We start from the raw sequence: 19,213 nt of genomic DNA, 5'->3' as shown, positions 1-19,213 counted from the left end.
GTAAAAACAGAAACCCGGTTTAGGCCGGGTTTTTTTATTTTACGCTTTTCGTGATTTTCGTTTAAATACGTAAAGTTGATTGCATTTCATCATTTTCACCCACTAATATGACGTCCGCACGCATCCAACGAGATGACTGTGTTCTGTAAAACAAAAACAATATCGCGCGTTCATCAAGAATGAATGGCAACAGGAAATTATGATTATGATGGAATTTAAACTGCTTAGGCAGATCAAAAAAGAACCTTATAGTTTATATAAACATACTGGTGACATCACTGTTCAAGAACTCAAACGTATGTATGGTATTTATCAAAAGTATTATGCCAATACCCGTTATGAAATTTTTGAACGCGACTTCTTAGAAAAAACCGGTGTTTTTTTTATTATTGAACCGAAAAATAATCAAATTGTCGGATTTTCGACGGTTATGGAACGTGACTTTGTTGTTGATGGTAAAGCCCGACATGCTTTTTTCAGTGGAGATACCATTATTGAGAAAGAGTATTGGGGAAATCGTGCATTAACTAGAGCAATGTTCCGTTATATTATTAGTTTTAAATTTCGTCATCCAAGAACACCTATATATTGGATTTTAATTTCTAAAGGCTTTAAAACTTATCTGCTCTTAGCCAATAACTACTACAGCTACTATCCACACTATGGTGAGAAAAATGCTCATCTCAAAGACTTTGTTGAATCGTACTGTAAAGAATACTTCTCAGAATATTATAACCACGAAACGGGTCTGCTGAATTTTGGCGAAGACTATCAACCACTCAAAGCAGATGTTGCGCCCATCACCCATGAAATGCGCGAAAATAATACCAAGATAGCTTTCTTTGAAGATAAGAACCCAACTTGGGTCGATGGAACAGAACTTCCGTGCATTGGTGAATTACGCTGGAGCGATTTATACCGTTATGTAAATCGATTCTTAACCAAGACCACCAGTGTGAGCAAACATGATAGCAAGTTACGTTATAAGTCACGTACATTACATATTGCGACAGGTTCTGACTCGAAGGTGGCCTAATGGGATTGCTTCTCACCACTGCACATCAAGTTTTGAATATTGCCTGCCGCAAAGCGTTTCAACGCTATACACAGCAGGCAAATCAGCTAGAAAATGTGCAACGTAAAAAATTAAGCCATTTTTTAAAGCAGCACATTTCGCAAAATTTAAGCTATGAGCAATTTGCCAAAAAGTATCCGCTTTCTCGTTATAGCAATTGGAAAAGCCAAATTGAACAATCCAGACAAAGTGGCAAAAATAGTTTGGGGCCTGAAAAAATTGTACGGTTTCAACCGACCAGTGGGTCGAGTGAAGCAATTAAATTCATTCCCTATACTCAGGCTTTTTTAGATGAACTGGATGAGGCTATTGGTTTATGGCTGACTAATTTATATCGGACACACCCACAACTTAAAAATTCAACGCATTATTGGTCGGTTTCATGGTTGCCTGAAAGCCAGCGAAAGCTTTTAGAAAATAGTAATTTAAATGATGACAGTGCGCTGCTTAATCTGTCGAAGCGAGTGTTGAGTAAAATTACTCAATCGGTACCGACTGAAATTGCGATGGCAAATTCAGCCGAAGATGCCATGTTTGCAACCGCGGTGTATCTCGTTGCAGATAAGCATTTAGGCATGATTTCGGTATGGAGTCCTACATTTGCATTGCAATTGCTGGATATTATTCAAGAACATCAAGCTGAAATTGTACAGGTCTTAAAAACTGGACAATGGCAACGTGATGGTTTGAGTTTTCTGCAAGTTCCGAAATCTTGTCAACAATGCTATCGCTTACAAGACTTGGATTTAACCCAAGCAACGGCGTGGAAAAAACTGTGGCCTAAACTCAGTCTAGTTTCGAGTTGGGATACAGCGAGCGCAGAGCAATGGGCAGTACAGCTACAGCAACGAATTGCAGGGGTGGCATTTGAGGGTAAAGGTTTATGGGCAACTGAAGGCGTAGTGACGATTCCATTTGCAAACCGTTTTACCTTAAGTTATCAGTCACATTTTTATGAATTTATTTTGCAAGACAGCCAAAAAGTGGTGCCATCTTGGCAACTGAAAATAGGCGATATCGTTAGTCCTGTGATTACTACAGGTTCAGGATTAATTCGTTATGTGATTGATGATGAATTAGAAGTCACCGACTTTTATCAGCAAGTGCCATGTTTTAAATTTTTAGGTCGAAAAATGACGGTTGATTTGGTCGGAGAAAAGCTCGACCACAATGCAGCAGTTAAAGTCCTTGCAGAGTTTAAACAAGTGGATTATTTACCAATTAGTATCTTGGGTATCGAACAATGTTCGGTTAAAAAACCGCATTATGTTTTACTCAGTGAAGGCAATGTAGACAAACAACCGTCTGCTCAAGCGCTAGATCGGTTACTAAAACATAATTTTCATTATGAATTGGCACGCGATCTGGGGCAGTTGGATGAACCTGAAGTGGTACATGTACAAGATGCTTGGGACTACTACAAAACACTAGCCATGAACAATGGCATGATTGAAGGGAATATTAAGCCTGAGCCGCTTAAGAAAATGAAAACAAAAATAATTGAGTATTGAGATGGATATCGATGTGTTAGATGCACCGTTCGACGAAACGGCGTTATATCATTCAAAGAATGAGACTAAGTTTGCGGTTCGAAATGCGACTGTCGAAGATGATGAGCAACTAATGAAAATTAGTGCTGAGACTGTGCCAAGTAATGGTATTACCTTATCTTATGAGCGTCACCCGAGTTATTTGGCTGCTAGCCATGCACAGTATAATCGACCAGATTTAAAAGTGGTTGTCCCTGTGGATGATCCATCTATTGTGATTGCGATGATGAATTTGGGATGGCGTTATTGTTATATCAATGGTCAGCCTGACCTAATGCGTTATGTTGCCGATTTAAGAATGAATCCAGCGTATCGTGGTGCTAAAGTCATGCGCTTATTAATGGACTATGTCCACGATGAAATTCCGCAAGATACGATTTTTGAAAGTGTAGTTTTAAACGCTAATACTGTTGCTGCTAGTATTTTACATCATGAAAGATCAGGTTTTCCGTTGCCATATTTTTATGACGAAATCCGAACCTTTACTGTTTCACAAGCAGTGAAACCAAAAGCTTTCAATCAATATCAATTTAAAACCCTGACTGCTGAACGTGTAGATGAAGCAAATGATTTCATTTTAAAAATGAAAGACCATTATAATTTTTTACCTAGCTATGATTTTAATGCGTTGGTTGATGGTCAAAATCCATTTTGGGCAGGCTTAAATCTGGACGATTTTTATTTGATTTATGATCAGCACAATCAGTTGGTTGGACTCTACGGATTATGGAATCAAAAGAGTTTTAAACAAACCCGCGTAATCGACTATTCGCGTCCATTAAAGTTGATGAAGCCTTTTTATAATGCCTACGCCAGTGTGCGTGGTGTATTATCACTGCCAAAAATTCAGGGAACTTTCGATTATTTAATGCTGCATAGTCCACTATGTCATCCTGAACATCTAGATGTATTTGCAAGTTTAGTTTTTCATGCCAAGCAACAGACCAAGCGACGTGGCAAAGAAACCTATTGCATCACTCTGGCAGAGAAGGACCCACGTATAGGATGGATGAAAAATACCACCTCTCACGTGTTAAAAGCCAAGCACTATTTTCATAGTTTTAAAGGCAATCCATATGCAGCTTTTGATCGTAAACGAATAAGTTATTTTGAAGCTGGGCGTATATAGTTAAAGTGATAGCCATCAAAAAATCAATTAAAACTGCCAAATCAATCATTTAATATCATTCTAATTGTGTACTTATGTAACTGAGTTCTTCAGTATACTGCGCAAAGAATAATCAGAATGAGAAAGACATGTCAAAATTGATATGGGGAATTGGCAGTTTAGCGGTGCTTTCAGCAGCTGTGGTGGGAGGAAATTTATATGCAGATAAATCTCTTGCCCAATTTTATACACAGAATAATTGGTCCGCAGCTGTACAAGATGTTGATGTAAAGTACAGCAATTATCAAATGGGCTTGATGGGTGGAACAGTCGATTGGGTATTAACCCTGAAAACAGACCCGTGTAAACCGAAAGAAGTGATCGTGTTGAAGGGTACCGATCAGATTCAACGTGGGTTGAAAGGCTATAACATCAACTCGAATTTTAAGATTGTTCAACAACAAAGTACGTCCGAATATGCCAAGCTTTTTGGCACGGACTTAACGGCAAAAACGTTGGTCAATTGGATTGGTCAAAGTAAAACAGATTTACAGATTCCTGCATTTAAAACGACTGCACAGGGTGCAACGGTACAAGCTGATGCCAGCCAATTGCAAATTCGGATCAGTAGTTTACCGGGGCAAGTCACTAAGGTATCTGAGCTTTCAATCCATTTACCTGTGGTTAGGTTGAGTGAAGGTCCAATGCAAACCATGGTGCAAAATTTTTCGATGAAGACCAATCAAGGTCTAAATCAGAAAAATCTTGAAAATGGTTTTGTTGAAATTCAAGCGGGTTCTATCAAACGTTTAGATCAAAAGTTCTCAGGCGGCATGCGTGGTATGCAACTGCGTTGGGAGACCGAACTAAATAAACATGATGTGGACTTTGAAGGCTATTTAAAAGCAGATGAGATGGATTTCCCAGGTTCACCGGTCACCAAAGATTTCGCACTGAATTTGGCATTGCATAAAGTCAATTTGGATAAAGTTCGAGCATTTAGTGAACTTTGGCATCAAGTGGAAAACTCATGCGATGCAGTGGGTGAATCAAGTGAAGAAATGACTCAAGCTTTCTTAGCAATCGCAAGTCAAGGTTTTGATTTTGAGTCTAAAGATAACTCGATCAGTATTGGTGGAGGTACAGCCTCTGCAAATGTCGTGGGGAAAGTCATGCCGGGTCACCATGCTTCAATGGAGTCTTTTATCAAAATGGTGCCAAGCTTACTGGATTTTCAAGCAGACTTAAGTTTTGATAAAAATATGATGACTGCAATCATGAATAACTTTTTGCAATTACAGGGCAAAAGTTTGTCAGGACAGGAAGCCGAAGCTATGTTTGCTGGTTTTGAAACATCCGGGCAAGGCAAGCGCGATGGCGATAACATGGTCATGAGTATGCAATATAAGTTCGGTCAAAAGCTTTTTGGTCAAGCCATACAAAAGAAATAAGCAACAAGTGGTTAGTCGTTTAGTTTGAAAATATAAAACCGTCATTGATTGACGGTTTTATATTTTTAGCTGCGGAATCATGATGTTCACTTTATCGGAACTCAGCGGCCTAGCCATTGTTGAACAGTTGAAAAGTTGCTAGCGTCAATGGGCAACTAGCCAATCAAAACAACAATAGGAAAGACACCATGTCACACGATTATTTTTTTAGACGGAAACTTGTTCAATCATCCATGCCTAAATGTTCTTGGGTAAAACACAGTCTTATTAGTAGCATTTTTCTGATCGCTGTTCAGTCTACAGCTTTTGCGGGTACTTCAATTTCAGATCAACGTTTGTCGAATGAAACGCAAGGTAAAAAACAATTTAGTTAAGAAACCTTAGATATTATTGAGAGTGAAGCAGCTAAACCCAAAGAAGAGCAGCAGAACAATTCAAATCATAAATCTAATCGTAATAATAAGATCATTCAGGAGACCCAGCTTGAAGGCTCAACCATGAGTGATTATTTGCTTCAAAAGAAAAGGGCAGCGGATCAGGTCGGGTTAATACAATCTCCTGAAGTTGCACCGATTAACCGTATTGTGCTGCAAGAGCGACATGAAAATATTCGAGTAACGTATCCAGATGGCGTCGTGGTTGAAATGAAGCACTGACGCGCTTCATTTCATAGATCAGGAATTTCTAAAGTTAAACCTTAGATTTGTGGATGGGTAATTTTCCATGCACGGTGAATTTTGGTATTACGTTTAAAGTCTAGGCCAATGGTTTCATTGCTGATTTCTTCAACGTCAAACATTGCCATGATCACATCGTCCATCTCAAAACCACGGTAGTTGTTTGAGAAGTAAAGCGTTCCGTCAGTGGTTAAACGGTTCATGGCACGTTTAAGCAAAGACATATGGTCGCGTTGGACATCAAACGTACCATAGAACTTTTTAGAGTTAGAGAATGTTGGTGGGTCAATAAAGATCAGGTCATATTGCTCGTGACCTTCTTTCAACCATTCAAAACAGTCGCTAGAGAAGAACTGATGTTGTTCATCTGCATGATCTACTGTCAAACCATTCAGTACAAAGTTCTCTTTAGACCAGTTTAGGTAGGTATTTGACAAATCGACACTGGTCGTACTTGCTGCACCGCCAAGCGCTGCATGTAAGCTCGCTGTAGAGGTATAGCTATATAAGTTCAGGAAGTGTTTACCTTTGGCTTCTTTGGCAATACGTAGACGCATTTGACGATGGTCAAGGAACAAACCTGTATCGAGGTAGTCTGTTAGGTTCACCAAAATCTTTGCTTTGCCTTCTTGAACGATAAAACGTTTAGACGCAGTACTTTGTTTGGTGTACTGATTTTTACCTTCTTGGCGGGCACGTGTTTTAATGAAAATCGCATCACGACCTAAGCCTGTCACTGCACGAATCGCTTGCAGTGCTAAGTTAAAGCGTTTTTTGGCTTTCTCAGGGTCAATTTTTTTCGGTGGTGCGTATTCTTGTACGTGTAAACGATCACCATACAAATCTACCGCGACATTAAAGTCTGGCAAATCGGCATCATATAAACGTAGACAGAAAATATTTTCTTTAACTGCCCATTTTTTAAGATTCTGCATGTTTTTTTGCAGACGGTTAGTAAAGTCTTCTGCACCTTCAATTTTTTCAAATTGTTGAGGTTCCCAATGCTCGAGGAAAGGCTTTTGAACTGCCGCAGGTTTGACTGTACCAAAACGGACGTAAATTGGCAGCTTACCATTCATCAAACGCAAAATTTGCGGATCATTAAAGGCAAGGACATCGGCCTGTTCAACTTGTGCTGCAATAATCGCAGCAGGCTGGTTCGGGAAGTTCTTTTGTAATAGTGCCGATAAACCTAAATACAGTGCGCGGTTAGAGGCTTTATCACCTAAACGCTCGCCGTATGGCGGGTTGGTGACAACAAAGCTTTTCTTACCTGTTGCTTGGAAATCTGGCCAGTCTGCAAGTGTACGTTCTTCAATTTTAATTTGATCAAGTACAGATTCGAAACCTGCAGCAATAATATTTTGTTTGGTCGCTTTTACCGCTTCCCAGTCTGCATCAAATGCATAGAATTGTGGGAGAGGATTTTCAAGTGCAGCTTTATGACGTTCAGCAGCTTCGCCTTTGATCGACATCCAAAGTTCATGGTCATGACCATTCCAACCATTAAAACCAAAACGACGAACAAGGCCTGGCGCGCGGTCAGTCAAAATCATTAAAGATTCAATGATAAATGTCCCTGAACCACACATTGGGTCCAAGATAATATCGGGTTGATGCTGTTTAAGTTTTGCTTTCTGTAAGATGGCAGCCGCTAGGTTTTCTTTAATCGGTGCATCTGTCATATAGCGACGGTAGCCGCGTTTATGTAGAGAATCACCTGATAAATCTAAGCAATAAGTATGTTCAGTTTTGCCAGCTAATACATACAACGTAATTTCAGGTTGCTTAATGTCAATGCTTGGACGTTTGCCCACAGCTTCCATAAAGGAATCGACCACACCATCTTTAACACGTAAAGTTGCGAACTGAGAATTGACTTTGATGTCACGTTCGATATGTAAACGAACGGCAAATGTACTTTGTGGTGCAAAAATAAGTGACCAGTCAAAGTTTATTGCACCTTCATAGAGCTCTTCCGCTACATCACGTGCATCATGTGTGAACTCTAATTCATGTGTATGAATGGGGGTGAGTACACGTGAAGCCAAACGTGACCACATGCAAATACGGTACGCATCTTCAAGTGTGCCTTTGAATACAAGACGACCCGGGAACTGTTCAATATTTTGAACACCTAAACCTTCAATTTCCTCGCGGAGTAAGGTTTCCAGTCCATCTGCACAGGTAACCCAATATGTAGAAAGACGCGGTTTCGAATTCATGTAAATTTCCAAAGGCAAAAAAGCAATCGCATATTTTAACGTATTTTCGTGGATTTGGGCGGACGATATTGCGCTGAAACGGGAGAAATATCGGTAGATTTGAATGACTTTATCAAATTTATTCTGTGTACATTGTGAGAAATATCACTTAATGGTACAAAAATTGCTATAACACTGATCAAAATTCGATCTTTATAATATTGATATCATTAGGGGTATTTATGACAGGGCTGGCAATCAATAGTCAATCAAACGCATTTTCAATCGCAACCTTAATCTATGCGCGTTTACGTCGTGTGTCAGGTCGGGTTATTGACGCATTATATGTAGTTGAAAATGTCGAATATGCACGCTTTGTTTCTAACTTGGCTTTGGAAACGGCTGATCCTGAATTATCCCGTTTGGTTGCACGTTTGTATAGCGAGTTGAATTTGCATGAAGCTGCCGTTTCTGAAGCAGAGGAACTGACAGACAGTTCAGTACAGCCTGAAACAGCTGAAATTTTAATGAGCGAACCGACTGCGGAAGATATCTATAAAGCACAGGTTGCACATCGTTATATCGGCGCATTGCGTTAATTCAATCATGCTGTGAGCAGCGGCGTATATTTTCTGCTGCGCACAGCCTGATGTATCAACCATCTTTCTATGTTTCAATAGTTGTTGAACTGCGCAGAAGGCGGCTGTTTATAGCTGAACTTTATCTGTTTGAAAGTATTTAATTCAATCAAAAATAAAGATGGATTGAAGTTCTGTTTGAAGGCTTTTTGAAAGGGGAAAGGTGAAGTTTAATTTAAACCGTTTAATTTATCTAATTGAAATGATAGATAGGAATTTAAAAATTCATTTTGAATAACATCATGAGTTTGCATTGAACGTTGAAAACTTCAACTGCCATTTGCCAAGATTCTCTGTATAATGCGTTAACTTAACGATAAGGAATCTCTCATGCACTTGGCGGCATTGCATACACCGAGCCAGATTCAACTCAACCAAGATGGTAACTTAAAACATTTCCTCACCATCGAAGGCCTTTCTAAAGAAACTCTCACAAAAATATTGGACACTGCACAGTCCTTTTTTAATGACCAAAATCAGCTGATTACCAACAACCTTTTAGAAGGTCGTACGGTAATGAACCTGTTTTTTGAAAATTCAACACGTACCCGTACTACTTTTGAAGCGGCAGCAAAACGTCTGTCTGCAAACGTATTGAACATTGATATTGCACGTTCAAGTACATCAAAAGGCGAGACACTGCGTGATACCTTGTGGAATTTAGAAGCGATGGCGACCGACATTTTTGTGGTTCGTCATTCATCGTCAGGCGCGCCGCACTTTATTGCCAAAGATGTTTGTCCGCATGTGGCAATCATCAATGCAGGTGATGGCCGTCATGCTCATCCTACGCAAGCCATGTTGGATATGTTGACGATTCGCCGCGAAACCAAAAAGAATTTTGAAGACATTTCCATTGCCATTATTGGTGATATTAAGCATTCTCGAGTTGCCCGCTCAGATGTCGCTGCATTGCAAACATTGGGCTGTAAAGATATTCGTGTCATTGCGCCAAATACTTTGCTGCCTTACGGTTTTGATGACTATGGCGAAGGCGTTCGTCTGTTCAACAACATGGAAGCCGGTATTCAAGACTGCGATGTGATTATTACCTTGCGTATTCAAAATGAACGTATTGATTCTCCTGCGCTGTCATCTCAAGCCGAATTCTACAAAATGTACGGTTTGAATAAAGAGCGTCTGGCTTTGGCAAAACCTGACTGCATCGTGATGCATCCGGGACCAATGAACCGCGGTGTTGAAATTGACTCAAGTATTGCCGATGGCACTCAGTCAGTGATTTTACATCAGGTAACCAATGGTATTGCGGTGCGTATGGCGGTACTGGCTTTGGCAATGCAAGGTCAGTTGCAAGAAAAAGGTTTAATTGAAGTGATTGCGGTTTAAAGGATAGTCATGAGTATTGTTAAAGTTGAAAATGTACGTGTCTTAGATCCAATCAATCAAACTGACAGCGTACAGACGGTTTATATTGAAAATGGCCGATTGGTTGCCGAAAGCAATGCCGCTGAAACCATTGATGGACAAGGCAAATGGCTGATGCCAAGTATGGTTGACCTTTGCGCGCGTTTACGAGAGCCGGGTCAGCAGCAGCACGGCACTTTAAAGTCAGAAGGTAAGGCTGCACGTGCGAATGGTATTTTGCATGTGTTTACCCCGCCTGACTCTAAACCGATTGTGCAGGACAATGGCGCATTGATTCATGGCCTGGTGGAAAAAGCCATGCTGGACGGCGGCATTTATCTGCAGGTGATTGGCGCGCAAACTCAAGGTTTGTTAGGCAAGCAGCCGGCGAATATGGCAGGTTTGAAAAAAGGTGGCTGTACTGCGGTATCGAATGCCAATGCGCCATTTATGGACGATGATGTAGTGATTCGCACCTTGGAATATGCTGCGGGTCTGAACATGACCGTTGTGTTCTATGCCGAAGAGCCGCAGATTGCCAAAGATGGCTGTGTGCATGAAGGTTTTGTCGCATCTCGTCAAGGTTTACCGATGATCCCTGCATTAGCGGAAACCGTAGCCATTGCAAAATATTTACTGATGATTGAAGCCACTAAAGTGCGTGCGCACTTTGGTCTGTTGTCATCAGGTGCATCTGTTGAATTGATTAAACATGCCAAAGCGAAAGGCTTGCCGGTGACTTGCGATGTAGCCATGCACCAATTGCATTTAACTGATCAGTTGATTGACGGCTTTAATTCACTTGCACATGTACGTCCGCCACTGCGTTCCGAGCAAGATAAAGACTTGCTCCGCCAAGCGGTGAAAGACGGTGTAATTGACGCGATTTGCACGCATCATGAGCCGCTGAGCAGCTCTGCGAAAATGGCGCCTTTTGCTGAAACTCAACCCGGTTTTACAGCATTTGATACTTATGTGCCTTTTGGTATTCAATTGATTCAAGAAGGCTTATTAAGCCCGCTGGAATGGGTTGAGAAAGTAACGTTAGCACCTGCAAAAGTGGCCAATATGCAACAACGTTGGGCAGGTGAAGCGGGTTGGGTACTTGTCGATCCAGAACTTGAGTGGACCATTAATAAAGATACGATTGTATCAAATGGTAAGAACACACCATTAATTCAGCAAACGGTAAAAGGTAAAGTGCTTCAAGCTTTTTATGCCGTTTAAGCGGAAGCTTAATATGGAAATCTTTTGATTCTTAGCATTTTAATGAGACATCTAAAAGTCAGCTTCGGCTGGCTTTTTTTAATATTGATTAAAAGTAAAAGCAGAATTTAAAACGTTGACAAGTCCGAACAAATTATTACATTTGATCAAAAAATAAGCATATAAACTGAAGTACACATGAAAATAATGACAACTGCATGGAGTACAAATATGAGTATAGATTTATTAGCGCTGATTAAGCAGCACGTCTCCTCGATTGTGCTGGACGGTGATACACAACACTTAGCTGAAAAAAATTCAGCCATTAGCCAGTTTATTCCATTCCTGTTAAATATTTTTCGATCCAAACCTGAATTTATTGATGCCTTTCAAAAACAGTTAAACCCTCGTATTAGTGATATATTTTCAGCAAATCCCACATTAAAAGAACAATTTTTGCAACATCTCGGTGGCGGTACGGCCCCAACGTCAGAAATAGAGCAAACCTTAAACCACTCTATAGCTCCAACTTTAGGGACACTTGAAAATGAAGCGGGTTCATCTGATCCCGTCGCAATCACGCATTTACTGGATAATCATGCAGATAGCATTTTGGCGGCACTACCACAATGGGCAGTACCTTTACTCGCAGGTTTAGGGGTCAACACTGCAGCTGGCCGTACATTACACCAAGCACCTGTTGTTGAACCAACACCTGTTATCGTTGAAGAAAAACGCTCGAATTGGTTATTGCCAATTATTGCGCTGCTTATATTATTGGGTCTGATCGCATTTTGGTTTAAGTCTTGTACCAATAAAGAAGAACCAACCACCTCTGCAACAACAGTTGCACAGCCTGCTGCATCTCAGCCAGCACATTTGCAATTTAGCACCGGTACAGATGGGCAGTTAACCAACTGTCAAATTCAAACTGGTGATTCAAATTATCTTGAAATTTTGCAGCAACAAGTCAAACAGATCTTTAACTTTAATACGGGTTGTGGTGCTTCATCTGATGCCAGTTACCATACTCAATTTATTGATCAAGATACCATTCCAACGGTTCTGCAAAAACTTAAAGGTGTGCCAAATACCACTTTAACCTGGACAGAAAATCAGTTATCAATTTTGTCGCAAAATCCTGCTGATGCTCAAAACCTTGCCAATCAAATTAAGCCTTTAGCAAAAAATATGACGGTATTGGTTCAAGAAGGTGTGAGTGAACAAACTGCTGTAGATAACAGTATTACCGATGCACAAAAAGCACTAGCGAGCATTAACCCTGAACAAGTTCGTGCCCTAGATGTTGCGACTGCGCTGAATTTACAAATTATTAATTTTGCGACAGGTTCATCTGATATTCCTGATGTGAATAAATCGATTTTAGATCAGGCGGCAGCGTTAATGCAGCGTGCTACAGAAGTACATCTGACTGTACAAGGTCATACCGATGCTGTGGGTAATGCGGAAGCGAATAAAGCTTTATCGCAAGAGCGTGCACAAGCTGTGGTGGATTACTTGGTGTCGAAAGGCGTTGATCCTGCACAGCTTCAAGCGGTGGGTTATGGTCAAGAAAAACCGGTAGCAGAAAACAGCACCAAAGAAGGTCAATTCAAAAACCGACGTATTGAGTTTGAAGTTTTAAATACTGAGAATGGCAAAGTACGAGATGTTACCAGTGAAGGCGTGACTGAAAAGACCAATTAAAACCGTACTAAATGAGATGATATATAAAAAATCCCTGCACATGCGGGGATTTTTCTCGTCAAAGCGCTGTAATTTTGAGTAAAATACGCCCGAAGAATAAAATCATAATGGTACTTATACAATGAAAAAAATAGTCATCACGAGCCTCATGTTGTCTGCGGCATTAATATCCGGCTGTGATAATTTTAAAAATAAAAAAGATACTGAAGCCAAAACGGAAGCGCCTGCTTTGGAAGATTGGAGTTGTACTGCACAAGCCAATATTGACCAATTGCAAGATCACTTAAAAAACGAATATCTCAAAGAATTAAACAAAGAAATACGTCAGTCCGATTATGAAGCCGATCAGCAACTCATGGATCTGATTGTAAAAAATCTAAAATTTAACATTCAAAATGTCACGACTTTAACTGAAGACCCTAATAAAGCCAAAACATTGGAATGTAGCAGTCAATTGTTGGTGGTTTTCCCTAAAGGATTACAAAAGCGTGCTGAAAACGCCTTTGCTGAACGACCATGTGACGAAGGCTGTGAAGAACGTGGTAATTATACTTTGAATGATTCACTCGAAGATGGTGAGTCAGGCTTAAGCATGGACAATGATCAGCTTAAAGGGAACTTTAGCTATAGCATCACTAAAACGGACAAAGATGGTTTAAGTTTAAGTGTCCCAAGTCAAAATGACGTAATTGATAGCGTTGTAACAGTGACACGTCATGCGGTGCTATATGCGGCATATAGTGCTCAAAATAAGCGAAACGAAGAATCCTATCAGCAAGGGATGGAGAGTCAATCTCAACAAATGAGCCTTGCACAAAAGGCAATGGATATTCGTAAGAAAGAGCTAGATCAGGATAATGCCAAAGTGGTGGATCGTCTCAATCAGACTTGGGATCGTTTTAGTGATGAACAAAAGGCGCAGTTACAGCAAGATCAAGCAGACTGGTTTGAAAAGCGTGATATCGATTGTAAAGTGCTTGCACAAAAAAGTGTTTATTCATTAAATGAAAGTGAAAAAGAGACTTATCAAAAGCATTCGCAATACTGGGATGAGGCGATGAATACGCAAAATCAAGAGTTGCAATATACCAAATGTTTTAATCAGAAAACTACAGAACGAATTGTGTATTTAAATAACGTGTTTAATTGATCTAAAAGAAGAAAAGCCCTCAATGAAGGGCTTTTTTTTGAATCTTAGTTTATTGCTTGATGATCAAAACAGGAATTGGGCACTGCGTTAAAATATTTTGTGCCACGCTGCCCAGCATGGCTTTTTTCAAACCTGTGCGTCCATGCGAACCCATGATGATTAAATCCGCAGAGATTTCATCAGCCACTTGTAAAATCCCTTCAGTTGGCGATACACCATGAATCAAACGGGTTTTAACCTCGATACCATCGCGTACAAAGGTTTGTTTGATATCTTCTAAACGCAGCTGAGCACTTTTTTCAGCTTGCATAAAATATTCAGTGATTGCGGGTGCAACAGCATAGAAATCGACACCAACAAATGGATCAACAGCAACAACACTGACAATGGTCACTTGTGCATTTTGACTTTTAGCCAAGCTGAGGGCATGTTCAACAGCAGAATATGAAATTGGAGATTCATCCACAGGGACTAAAATTTGTTGATATTGACTCATATCTGCTTCCTTAATATTTTAAATGTTATCAATCTAATCTTGCTCTATTCACGATATTGTATGAATTAGACAAAAGGGTAAGCTTATTAGTGAAGGGTGTGCTGAATACAAAAAAGCCCACATGATGTGGGCTTGGTCATCTTAAGCTTTTACAACCAACACAGGTAATTCAGTATTACTGAGTACATCTTGTGCGAAGCTGCCGAGCAGCATTTTCTTAAAGCCTTTGCGACCATGCGAACCCATCACGATCAAATCAGCTTTGACTTCATTGGCTGCTTCTACTACACCTTCAGCAGAAACTTGGCCTTTAATAATCTTACTTTGTGCTTCTACACCCACTTCAGTTGTAATTTGCACAGCTTCTTTCAATGCAGATTCTGCATTTGCATAAGCTTGTACGAAATATTCTTTCATGATTGATGAAGAATAATAGAAGTCTGCATCGGTAAATGGGTCTTCAGCAACAAGGCTGATTAAAGTGAGTTGGCTGTTAAATGCCTTGGCAATAATTGCAGCTTTTTTAACTGCAGAAAACGAGATTTCTGAACCATCGACAGGTACTAAAATGTTTTGATATGACATGGAACAATCTCCTGTAATTTTGCTTTTAAACTCTATAGATTATTGATAACACATTGTCGTGCATGGTTCAATTTATTAATCTAAAAAATATTGTAAATTCATAAAATTACATAAATTAATGTCGATAAATCGTCAAATAAATCTGAGCAAAAAACTCGGACTTTGCTCAAAAATATTAAAATAAAATCGACCAATTTTCTCGGGTTTTTAGCCTAAAAGATCAATTTGAACTTTATGAAAATAAGCCTAAACTATATACAGTTTTAAATCTAAGATTTATAACAAAATTGATGCGATTGGATAGTTTGATATGTCATATAAAGCAGGGTTGGTTGTACTTAGCATGTGTTCAGTGTTGCATTTGTCTGGTTGTCAAAACACGCAAAGTAGTACCAAAGTGATTGCAGGTGCTTTTAATTTATCGACACAAGTTCAAAAGACCTTCATCAACCTACATGCTCCTGACAATGTTATTGTGCAGTCAAATATTCAATATCTACAAAATCCAAATTTAAACTTGGATATCTATCAACCTGAAACAAGTATGGTGATTGCACCAAGACCAACGATTGTTTGGATCCACGGTGGCGGTTGGGTCTCAGGCTCAAAAGAGCATGCAGGTGGATATTTTAAACGGCTCGCAGCCCAAGGCTATAATGTGGTTTCGGTTCAATATCAGTTTGCACCTGACGCCATTTATCCCACACAGCTCAACCAAATAGATGCAGCACTGACGTTTTTGAATCTACATGCAGCACAATATGGCATTGATTCGCAAAATATGTATTTGGCAGGGGATTCTGCAGGTGCAAATATGGCCAGTCATTATGCCGCCTTGGTTACGAATCCAGATTTTGCGAAAGCGTCAAAGATTCAATCTGTATTAAAGCCTTCACAGCTTAAAGGGCTGATTTTACATTGTGGTATTTATGATTTAAACAGCTTTGTAAATACTGCACCCGCAGAGATTGGACTGATCGAGTGGGGCGTCTATAACTTAGTTCAGGCGTATACCGGAGACAAAAAAGATGATGCCGAGTTTTTAACGCGTATTTCAACGGCCTCAAATATTAATGCAAATTATCCGCCTGTATTTATCAGCGGTGGCAATAAAGATTTTTTAACCAAAACGCAATCTGAGCCTTTTGTAGAAAAATTGAAGGCAAATAATGTACCTGTGACGGCGGTATTTTATCCAGATTCGAAAGAATATTTGGTACATGAATATCAATTTATGATGAGTAAAAAGGCTAGCCAGCAGACCTTTGATCGCACTTTAGAATTTTTGCAACAACACGTACAGTCCGTTAAAAATTAAAAACAGACTTAAAATGCTTGCAGAATAATCTCTAACTTAATAACATACCTACCAGTTGGTATGTTTGTTTTGGAATGAATAATGAATTCGGTAACATTGGCGTATGGCTTACTGTCATTGGCGATTATCTCAGAAGTAATTGGTTCGACATTTTTGGTGAAGTCAGAAGGGTTTACCAAACTTGCGCCTTCATTGGCTGTCGCAGTTTTATTCTGTTTGGCATTTTATTTATTGTCTCAGGTGATTAAAGTCATACCACTTGGTATTGCTTATGCCATTTGGGCAGGTGTTGGTATTGTTTTAACTGCACTAATTGGCTACTTTATCTTTCGTCAAAGTTTAGACCTCCCAGCCATGTTAGGGATAGGCCTGATTGTTTCAGGTGTGGTCGTGATCAACCTGTTTTCAACTTCAGCTGGACATTAATATGGATAATCCGCATCAGCGCAAGAAAGAGCCTCAACTGATACGCCAAAGTATTTTGCAGCACGCAATCCTTCTTGCTGCTGATAAAGGTGTTAATGGGGTGTCGATTCAAGCCGTTGCGGATTTAGTTGGGGTTACAAAAGGTGGTGTATTTCATCATTTTTCAAACAAACAAAAGCTCTTAGAGTCCATGATCGTCATGCTTTTGGCTCAATTAGACGAAGTCGTTGACCGTTTAATTGACGAAGACCCTGAGCCGTACGGTCGCTTTACCCGAGCTTATATTGAAATTACTTTAGAAAAACAAATCATGGGTTTGCAACAGTCTTGGTCCGCGATTTCGATGACCATGCTGACAGATAAAACATTTAATGAATATTGGATCGAATGGATGAACTCACGTCTAGAGCGTCATCATCAGACCGATTCGGATATAGAACTGAAAATTGTTCGTTATGCAGCTGATGGTATTTGGCTCACCGCTTTTACAGAAGTGGAAGACGAAAGCGAAACCCAATTATTAAAACAAGAACTGATCGCCCGAACGTATCGAGCGAAATAGATTAAATAACTGATTTTAAATATGTAAAAGTAATTACGCATTTTTAAAATGATTTTTAAGTCTATTCGACAGAGTCTTACATCTAGGGATTGAATAAAGGGATTAGCCTTCGGCTGGAGGTGCTTTTGTTTAGGTAAAATGAGAAGCGTGCTTCGTAAGGAAACCATCTTGCGGAGCATTGCTCCTCACCGCAAAACTTGTTCACTAGTGTCTAATTATTCAAAGTACCGCAAAAATATTTTTGATTAGAAATAGTCCTATATCAAACACTTGCGGATGACGTTACCGCGTATCATTCTTTTATTTGAAGCAAATTATTTAACTGAGGGCTTAATTTCTCTTATATTTGAAAATAGCATGTACGACTAAACCAAAGACCAAACCCCAAAATGCAGAGCCAATACCAAAAAACTGTACGCCCGATGCACTAAACAAGAAGGTGAGTAGAGCGGCGTCACGTTCACTCGCTTCTTGGAAAGCAATGACGATGTTGTGTCCAATGGTGCCTAGTAGGGCAATGCCTGCTAAAGCGGTAATAAATACCAATGGGAAAGCGGTTAAGAAACTCACCAAAGTGGCTGCAAACAGGCCCATCAAAATATAAAAGAAGCCACAGGTCATACCTGCGATATAGCGCTTTTTCTCATCGGGGTGGGCTTGGTCATCTAGACTGATGGCAGCACTAATCGCAGCAATATTGACACTAAAACATCCAAATGGCGCGAGTAGCGTTTGGGCTGTCCCAGTCCAACCGATCAGTTGATTGACGTTGGGTTGATAGCCATAACTTTTAATCATGGCTAAACCCGGTAAATACTGAGAGGCCATATTGATTACAAAGAGTGGTAGCGCTAAACCCAGTATTGCTGAGATCGAAAATTCAGGTGTGACCCAAACCGGCTGTGCGAGTTCTAAATTAAGCGCCGGTAATTGAAAGCCAAGTAATAATGGGCAAAGCATAATGCCAATGATTACCGTAATGACAATGCTATAACGCGGTAACAGTCGTTTACTGAGGACATAAGCTGCGAGTAAACCAAGAACGAATGCCCATTCATTTTGTAAACTGACAAATAACTCAATACCAAATTTAAGGAGTACGCCTGCTAACATTGCACTGGTTAGACTTTGTGGGATATAGCGCAGTATTTTTTCAAAAATACCTAAAAATCCGAGTATTGCTGTCAATAAGCCGCAAACAAGAAATGCACCTAGGGCGGCATTCATGCTGTAACCATTTGCGGTCGCTAAAATCAGTGCCAGTCCTGCAGTGGACCATGAAGTCGCAACAGGATATTTAAATTTCCAAGACAGAATCAGCCCGCTTAAGCCGATACCCAAACCGAGTGCCCAAAACCAAGAGGTAATTTCTGCGGTGTTGGCACCGAGCAGTTGTGCAGATTGGATCACCAAAACAGCCGAAACGCTGATCCCGACTAAGAACGTAATAAAACCTGCAAAAGCAGCTGGAATGGAAAAGTCTTGGAGTAGTTTTTGCATAATGATCGAGCTATGACTATTGTTGGCGCAGATTTAAGATGACATTTTTCAGGATGATACGCTCAAGTCCTGTACAGTAAAAGTGCTCATCGAGATATTATGGAAATACTTTATTTATTCACAAACGACACTTTAACAAACGGCACTTTAATAGAACGAATTGACAACCACACATTGTGGATGTTTCATCCATTC

At 40.0% G+C, this 19,213-nt stretch carries 18 protein-coding genes; 14 read left to right on the top strand and 4 right to left on the bottom strand.

Annotation, left to right across the window (positions count from 1 at the left end; genetic code table 11):
• The first annotated feature begins 199 nt into the window (after positions 1 to 199).
• The 6 genes from FTU12_RS07430 (at position 200) to FTU12_RS07405 (ending at position 5,840) form a co-directional block, all read left to right on the top strand.
• Complete coding sequence (locus FTU12_RS07430; RefSeq protein ID WP_306669391.1) at positions 200 to 1,036, top strand: hypothetical protein; 837 nt, start codon at positions 200 to 202, stop codon at positions 1,034 to 1,036.
• Entirely contained in the window at positions 1,036 to 2,586 is a 1,551-nt protein-coding gene (locus tag FTU12_RS07425; RefSeq protein WP_180114077.1) for a GH3 auxin-responsive promoter family protein, read from the top strand. The genes FTU12_RS07430 and FTU12_RS07425 overlap by 1 nt, the downstream gene beginning before the upstream one ends.
• A gap of 1 nt (position 2,587) precedes the next feature.
• Positions 2,588 to 3,754, top strand: coding sequence for a GNAT family N-acetyltransferase (locus FTU12_RS07420; protein ID WP_180114076.1), 1,167 nt, complete (start codon positions 2,588 to 2,590; stop codon positions 3,752 to 3,754).
• A 128-nt stretch (positions 3,755 to 3,882) separates the two neighbouring features.
• On the top strand, positions 3,883 to 5,184 hold the full coding sequence (locus tag FTU12_RS07415) for a DUF945 family protein (RefSeq protein WP_180114075.1): 1,302 nt from the start codon (positions 3,883 to 3,885) through the stop codon (positions 5,182 to 5,184).
• A 188-nt stretch (positions 5,185 to 5,372) separates the two neighbouring features.
• Positions 5,373 to 5,558: a hypothetical protein gene (locus FTU12_RS07410; protein ID WP_180114074.1), complete on the top strand. Its 186-nt coding sequence runs from the start codon at positions 5,373 to 5,375 to the stop codon at positions 5,556 to 5,558.
• Positions 5,559 to 5,681: 123 nt separating this feature from the next.
• Positions 5,682 to 5,840 carry a hypothetical protein gene (locus tag FTU12_RS07405; RefSeq protein WP_162689727.1) on the top strand — a complete coding sequence of 53 codons (159 nt, stop codon included), beginning with the start codon at positions 5,682 to 5,684 and terminating at the stop codon, positions 5,838 to 5,840.
• A 41-nt stretch (positions 5,841 to 5,881) separates the two neighbouring features.
• Here FTU12_RS07405 and rlmKL read toward each other — a convergent pair whose 3' ends face one another.
• Positions 5,882 to 8,086, bottom strand: a complete 2,205-nt coding sequence (gene rlmKL, locus FTU12_RS07400; protein ID WP_078188622.1) for a bifunctional 23S rRNA (guanine(2069)-N(7))-methyltransferase RlmK/23S rRNA (guanine(2445)-N(2))-methyltransferase RlmL — start codon at positions 8,084 to 8,086, stop codon at positions 5,882 to 5,884.
• A 221-nt stretch (positions 8,087 to 8,307) separates the two neighbouring features.
• On the opposite strand from rlmKL, the gene FTU12_RS07395 reads away from it, so the two are divergent.
• The 5 genes from FTU12_RS07395 to FTU12_RS07375 all read left to right on the top strand — a co-directional run bounded on the left by FTU12_RS07395 (position 8,308) and on the right by FTU12_RS07375 (position 14,131).
• A complete protein-coding gene (locus tag FTU12_RS07395) occupies positions 8,308 to 8,664 on the top strand; it encodes a hypothetical protein (RefSeq protein ID WP_180114073.1) in 357 nt (118 codons plus the stop codon).
• Positions 8,665 to 9,033: 369 nt separating this feature from the next.
• Positions 9,034 to 10,050 (top strand): aspartate carbamoyltransferase catalytic subunit, encoded by a 1,017-nt coding sequence (locus FTU12_RS07390; protein ID WP_180114072.1) that lies wholly within the window; start codon positions 9,034 to 9,036, stop codon positions 10,048 to 10,050.
• A gap of 9 nt (positions 10,051 to 10,059) precedes the next feature.
• A complete protein-coding gene (locus FTU12_RS07385; protein ID WP_180114071.1) occupies positions 10,060 to 11,295 on the top strand; it encodes a dihydroorotase in 1,236 nt (411 codons plus the stop codon).
• Between the two features lie 210 nt (positions 11,296 to 11,505).
• Entirely contained in the window at positions 11,506 to 12,981 is a 1,476-nt protein-coding gene (locus tag FTU12_RS07380; RefSeq protein WP_180114070.1) for an OmpA family protein, read from the top strand.
• A gap of 121 nt (positions 12,982 to 13,102) precedes the next feature.
• Entirely contained in the window at positions 13,103 to 14,131 is a 1,029-nt protein-coding gene (locus FTU12_RS07375) for a DUF1311 domain-containing protein (RefSeq protein WP_180114069.1), read from the top strand.
• A gap of 49 nt (positions 14,132 to 14,180) precedes the next feature.
• Here the strand turns inward: FTU12_RS07375 and FTU12_RS07370 are convergent, their stop codons facing one another.
• Positions 14,181 to 14,627 carry a universal stress protein gene (locus FTU12_RS07370; RefSeq protein WP_078188616.1) on the bottom strand — a complete coding sequence of 149 codons (447 nt, stop codon included), beginning with the start codon at positions 14,625 to 14,627 and terminating at the stop codon, positions 14,181 to 14,183.
• Positions 14,628 to 14,768: 141 nt separating this feature from the next.
• On the bottom strand, positions 14,769 to 15,212 hold the full coding sequence (locus tag FTU12_RS07365) for a universal stress protein (protein WP_078191806.1): 444 nt from the start codon (positions 15,210 to 15,212) through the stop codon (positions 14,769 to 14,771).
• A 310-nt stretch (positions 15,213 to 15,522) separates the two neighbouring features.
• Between FTU12_RS07365 and FTU12_RS07360 the strand changes: the two genes are divergently transcribed.
• The 3 genes from FTU12_RS07360 to FTU12_RS07350 all read left to right on the top strand — a co-directional run bounded on the left by FTU12_RS07360 (position 15,523) and on the right by FTU12_RS07350 (position 17,518).
• Positions 15,523 to 16,530, top strand: a complete 1,008-nt coding sequence (locus FTU12_RS07360) for an alpha/beta hydrolase (RefSeq protein WP_180114068.1) — start codon at positions 15,523 to 15,525, stop codon at positions 16,528 to 16,530.
• Positions 16,531 to 16,611: 81 nt separating this feature from the next.
• Positions 16,612 to 16,956 carry an SMR family transporter gene (locus FTU12_RS07355; RefSeq protein WP_078188613.1) on the top strand — a complete coding sequence of 115 codons (345 nt, stop codon included), beginning with the start codon at positions 16,612 to 16,614 and terminating at the stop codon, positions 16,954 to 16,956.
• A 1-nt stretch (position 16,957) separates the two neighbouring features.
• Positions 16,958 to 17,518 carry a TetR/AcrR family transcriptional regulator gene (locus FTU12_RS07350; protein ID WP_180114067.1) on the top strand — a complete coding sequence of 187 codons (561 nt, stop codon included), beginning with the start codon at positions 16,958 to 16,960 and terminating at the stop codon, positions 17,516 to 17,518.
• A 330-nt stretch (positions 17,519 to 17,848) separates the two neighbouring features.
• Here the strand turns inward: FTU12_RS07350 and FTU12_RS07345 are convergent, their stop codons facing one another.
• Positions 17,849 to 19,018: a benzoate/H(+) symporter BenE family transporter gene (locus FTU12_RS07345; protein WP_180114066.1), complete on the bottom strand. Its 1,170-nt coding sequence runs from the start codon at positions 19,016 to 19,018 to the stop codon at positions 17,849 to 17,851.
• Positions 19,019 to 19,213 lie beyond the last annotated feature (195 nt).

The organism is Acinetobacter sp. YH12063 (assembly GCF_013419715.1).
In the GTDB taxonomy this organism is placed as follows: domain Bacteria; phylum Pseudomonadota; class Gammaproteobacteria; order Pseudomonadales; family Moraxellaceae; genus Acinetobacter; species Acinetobacter amyesii.
Note: the sequence above shows the minus strand (reverse complement) of the source record. Positions and strands in the feature narration are given on the sequence as shown.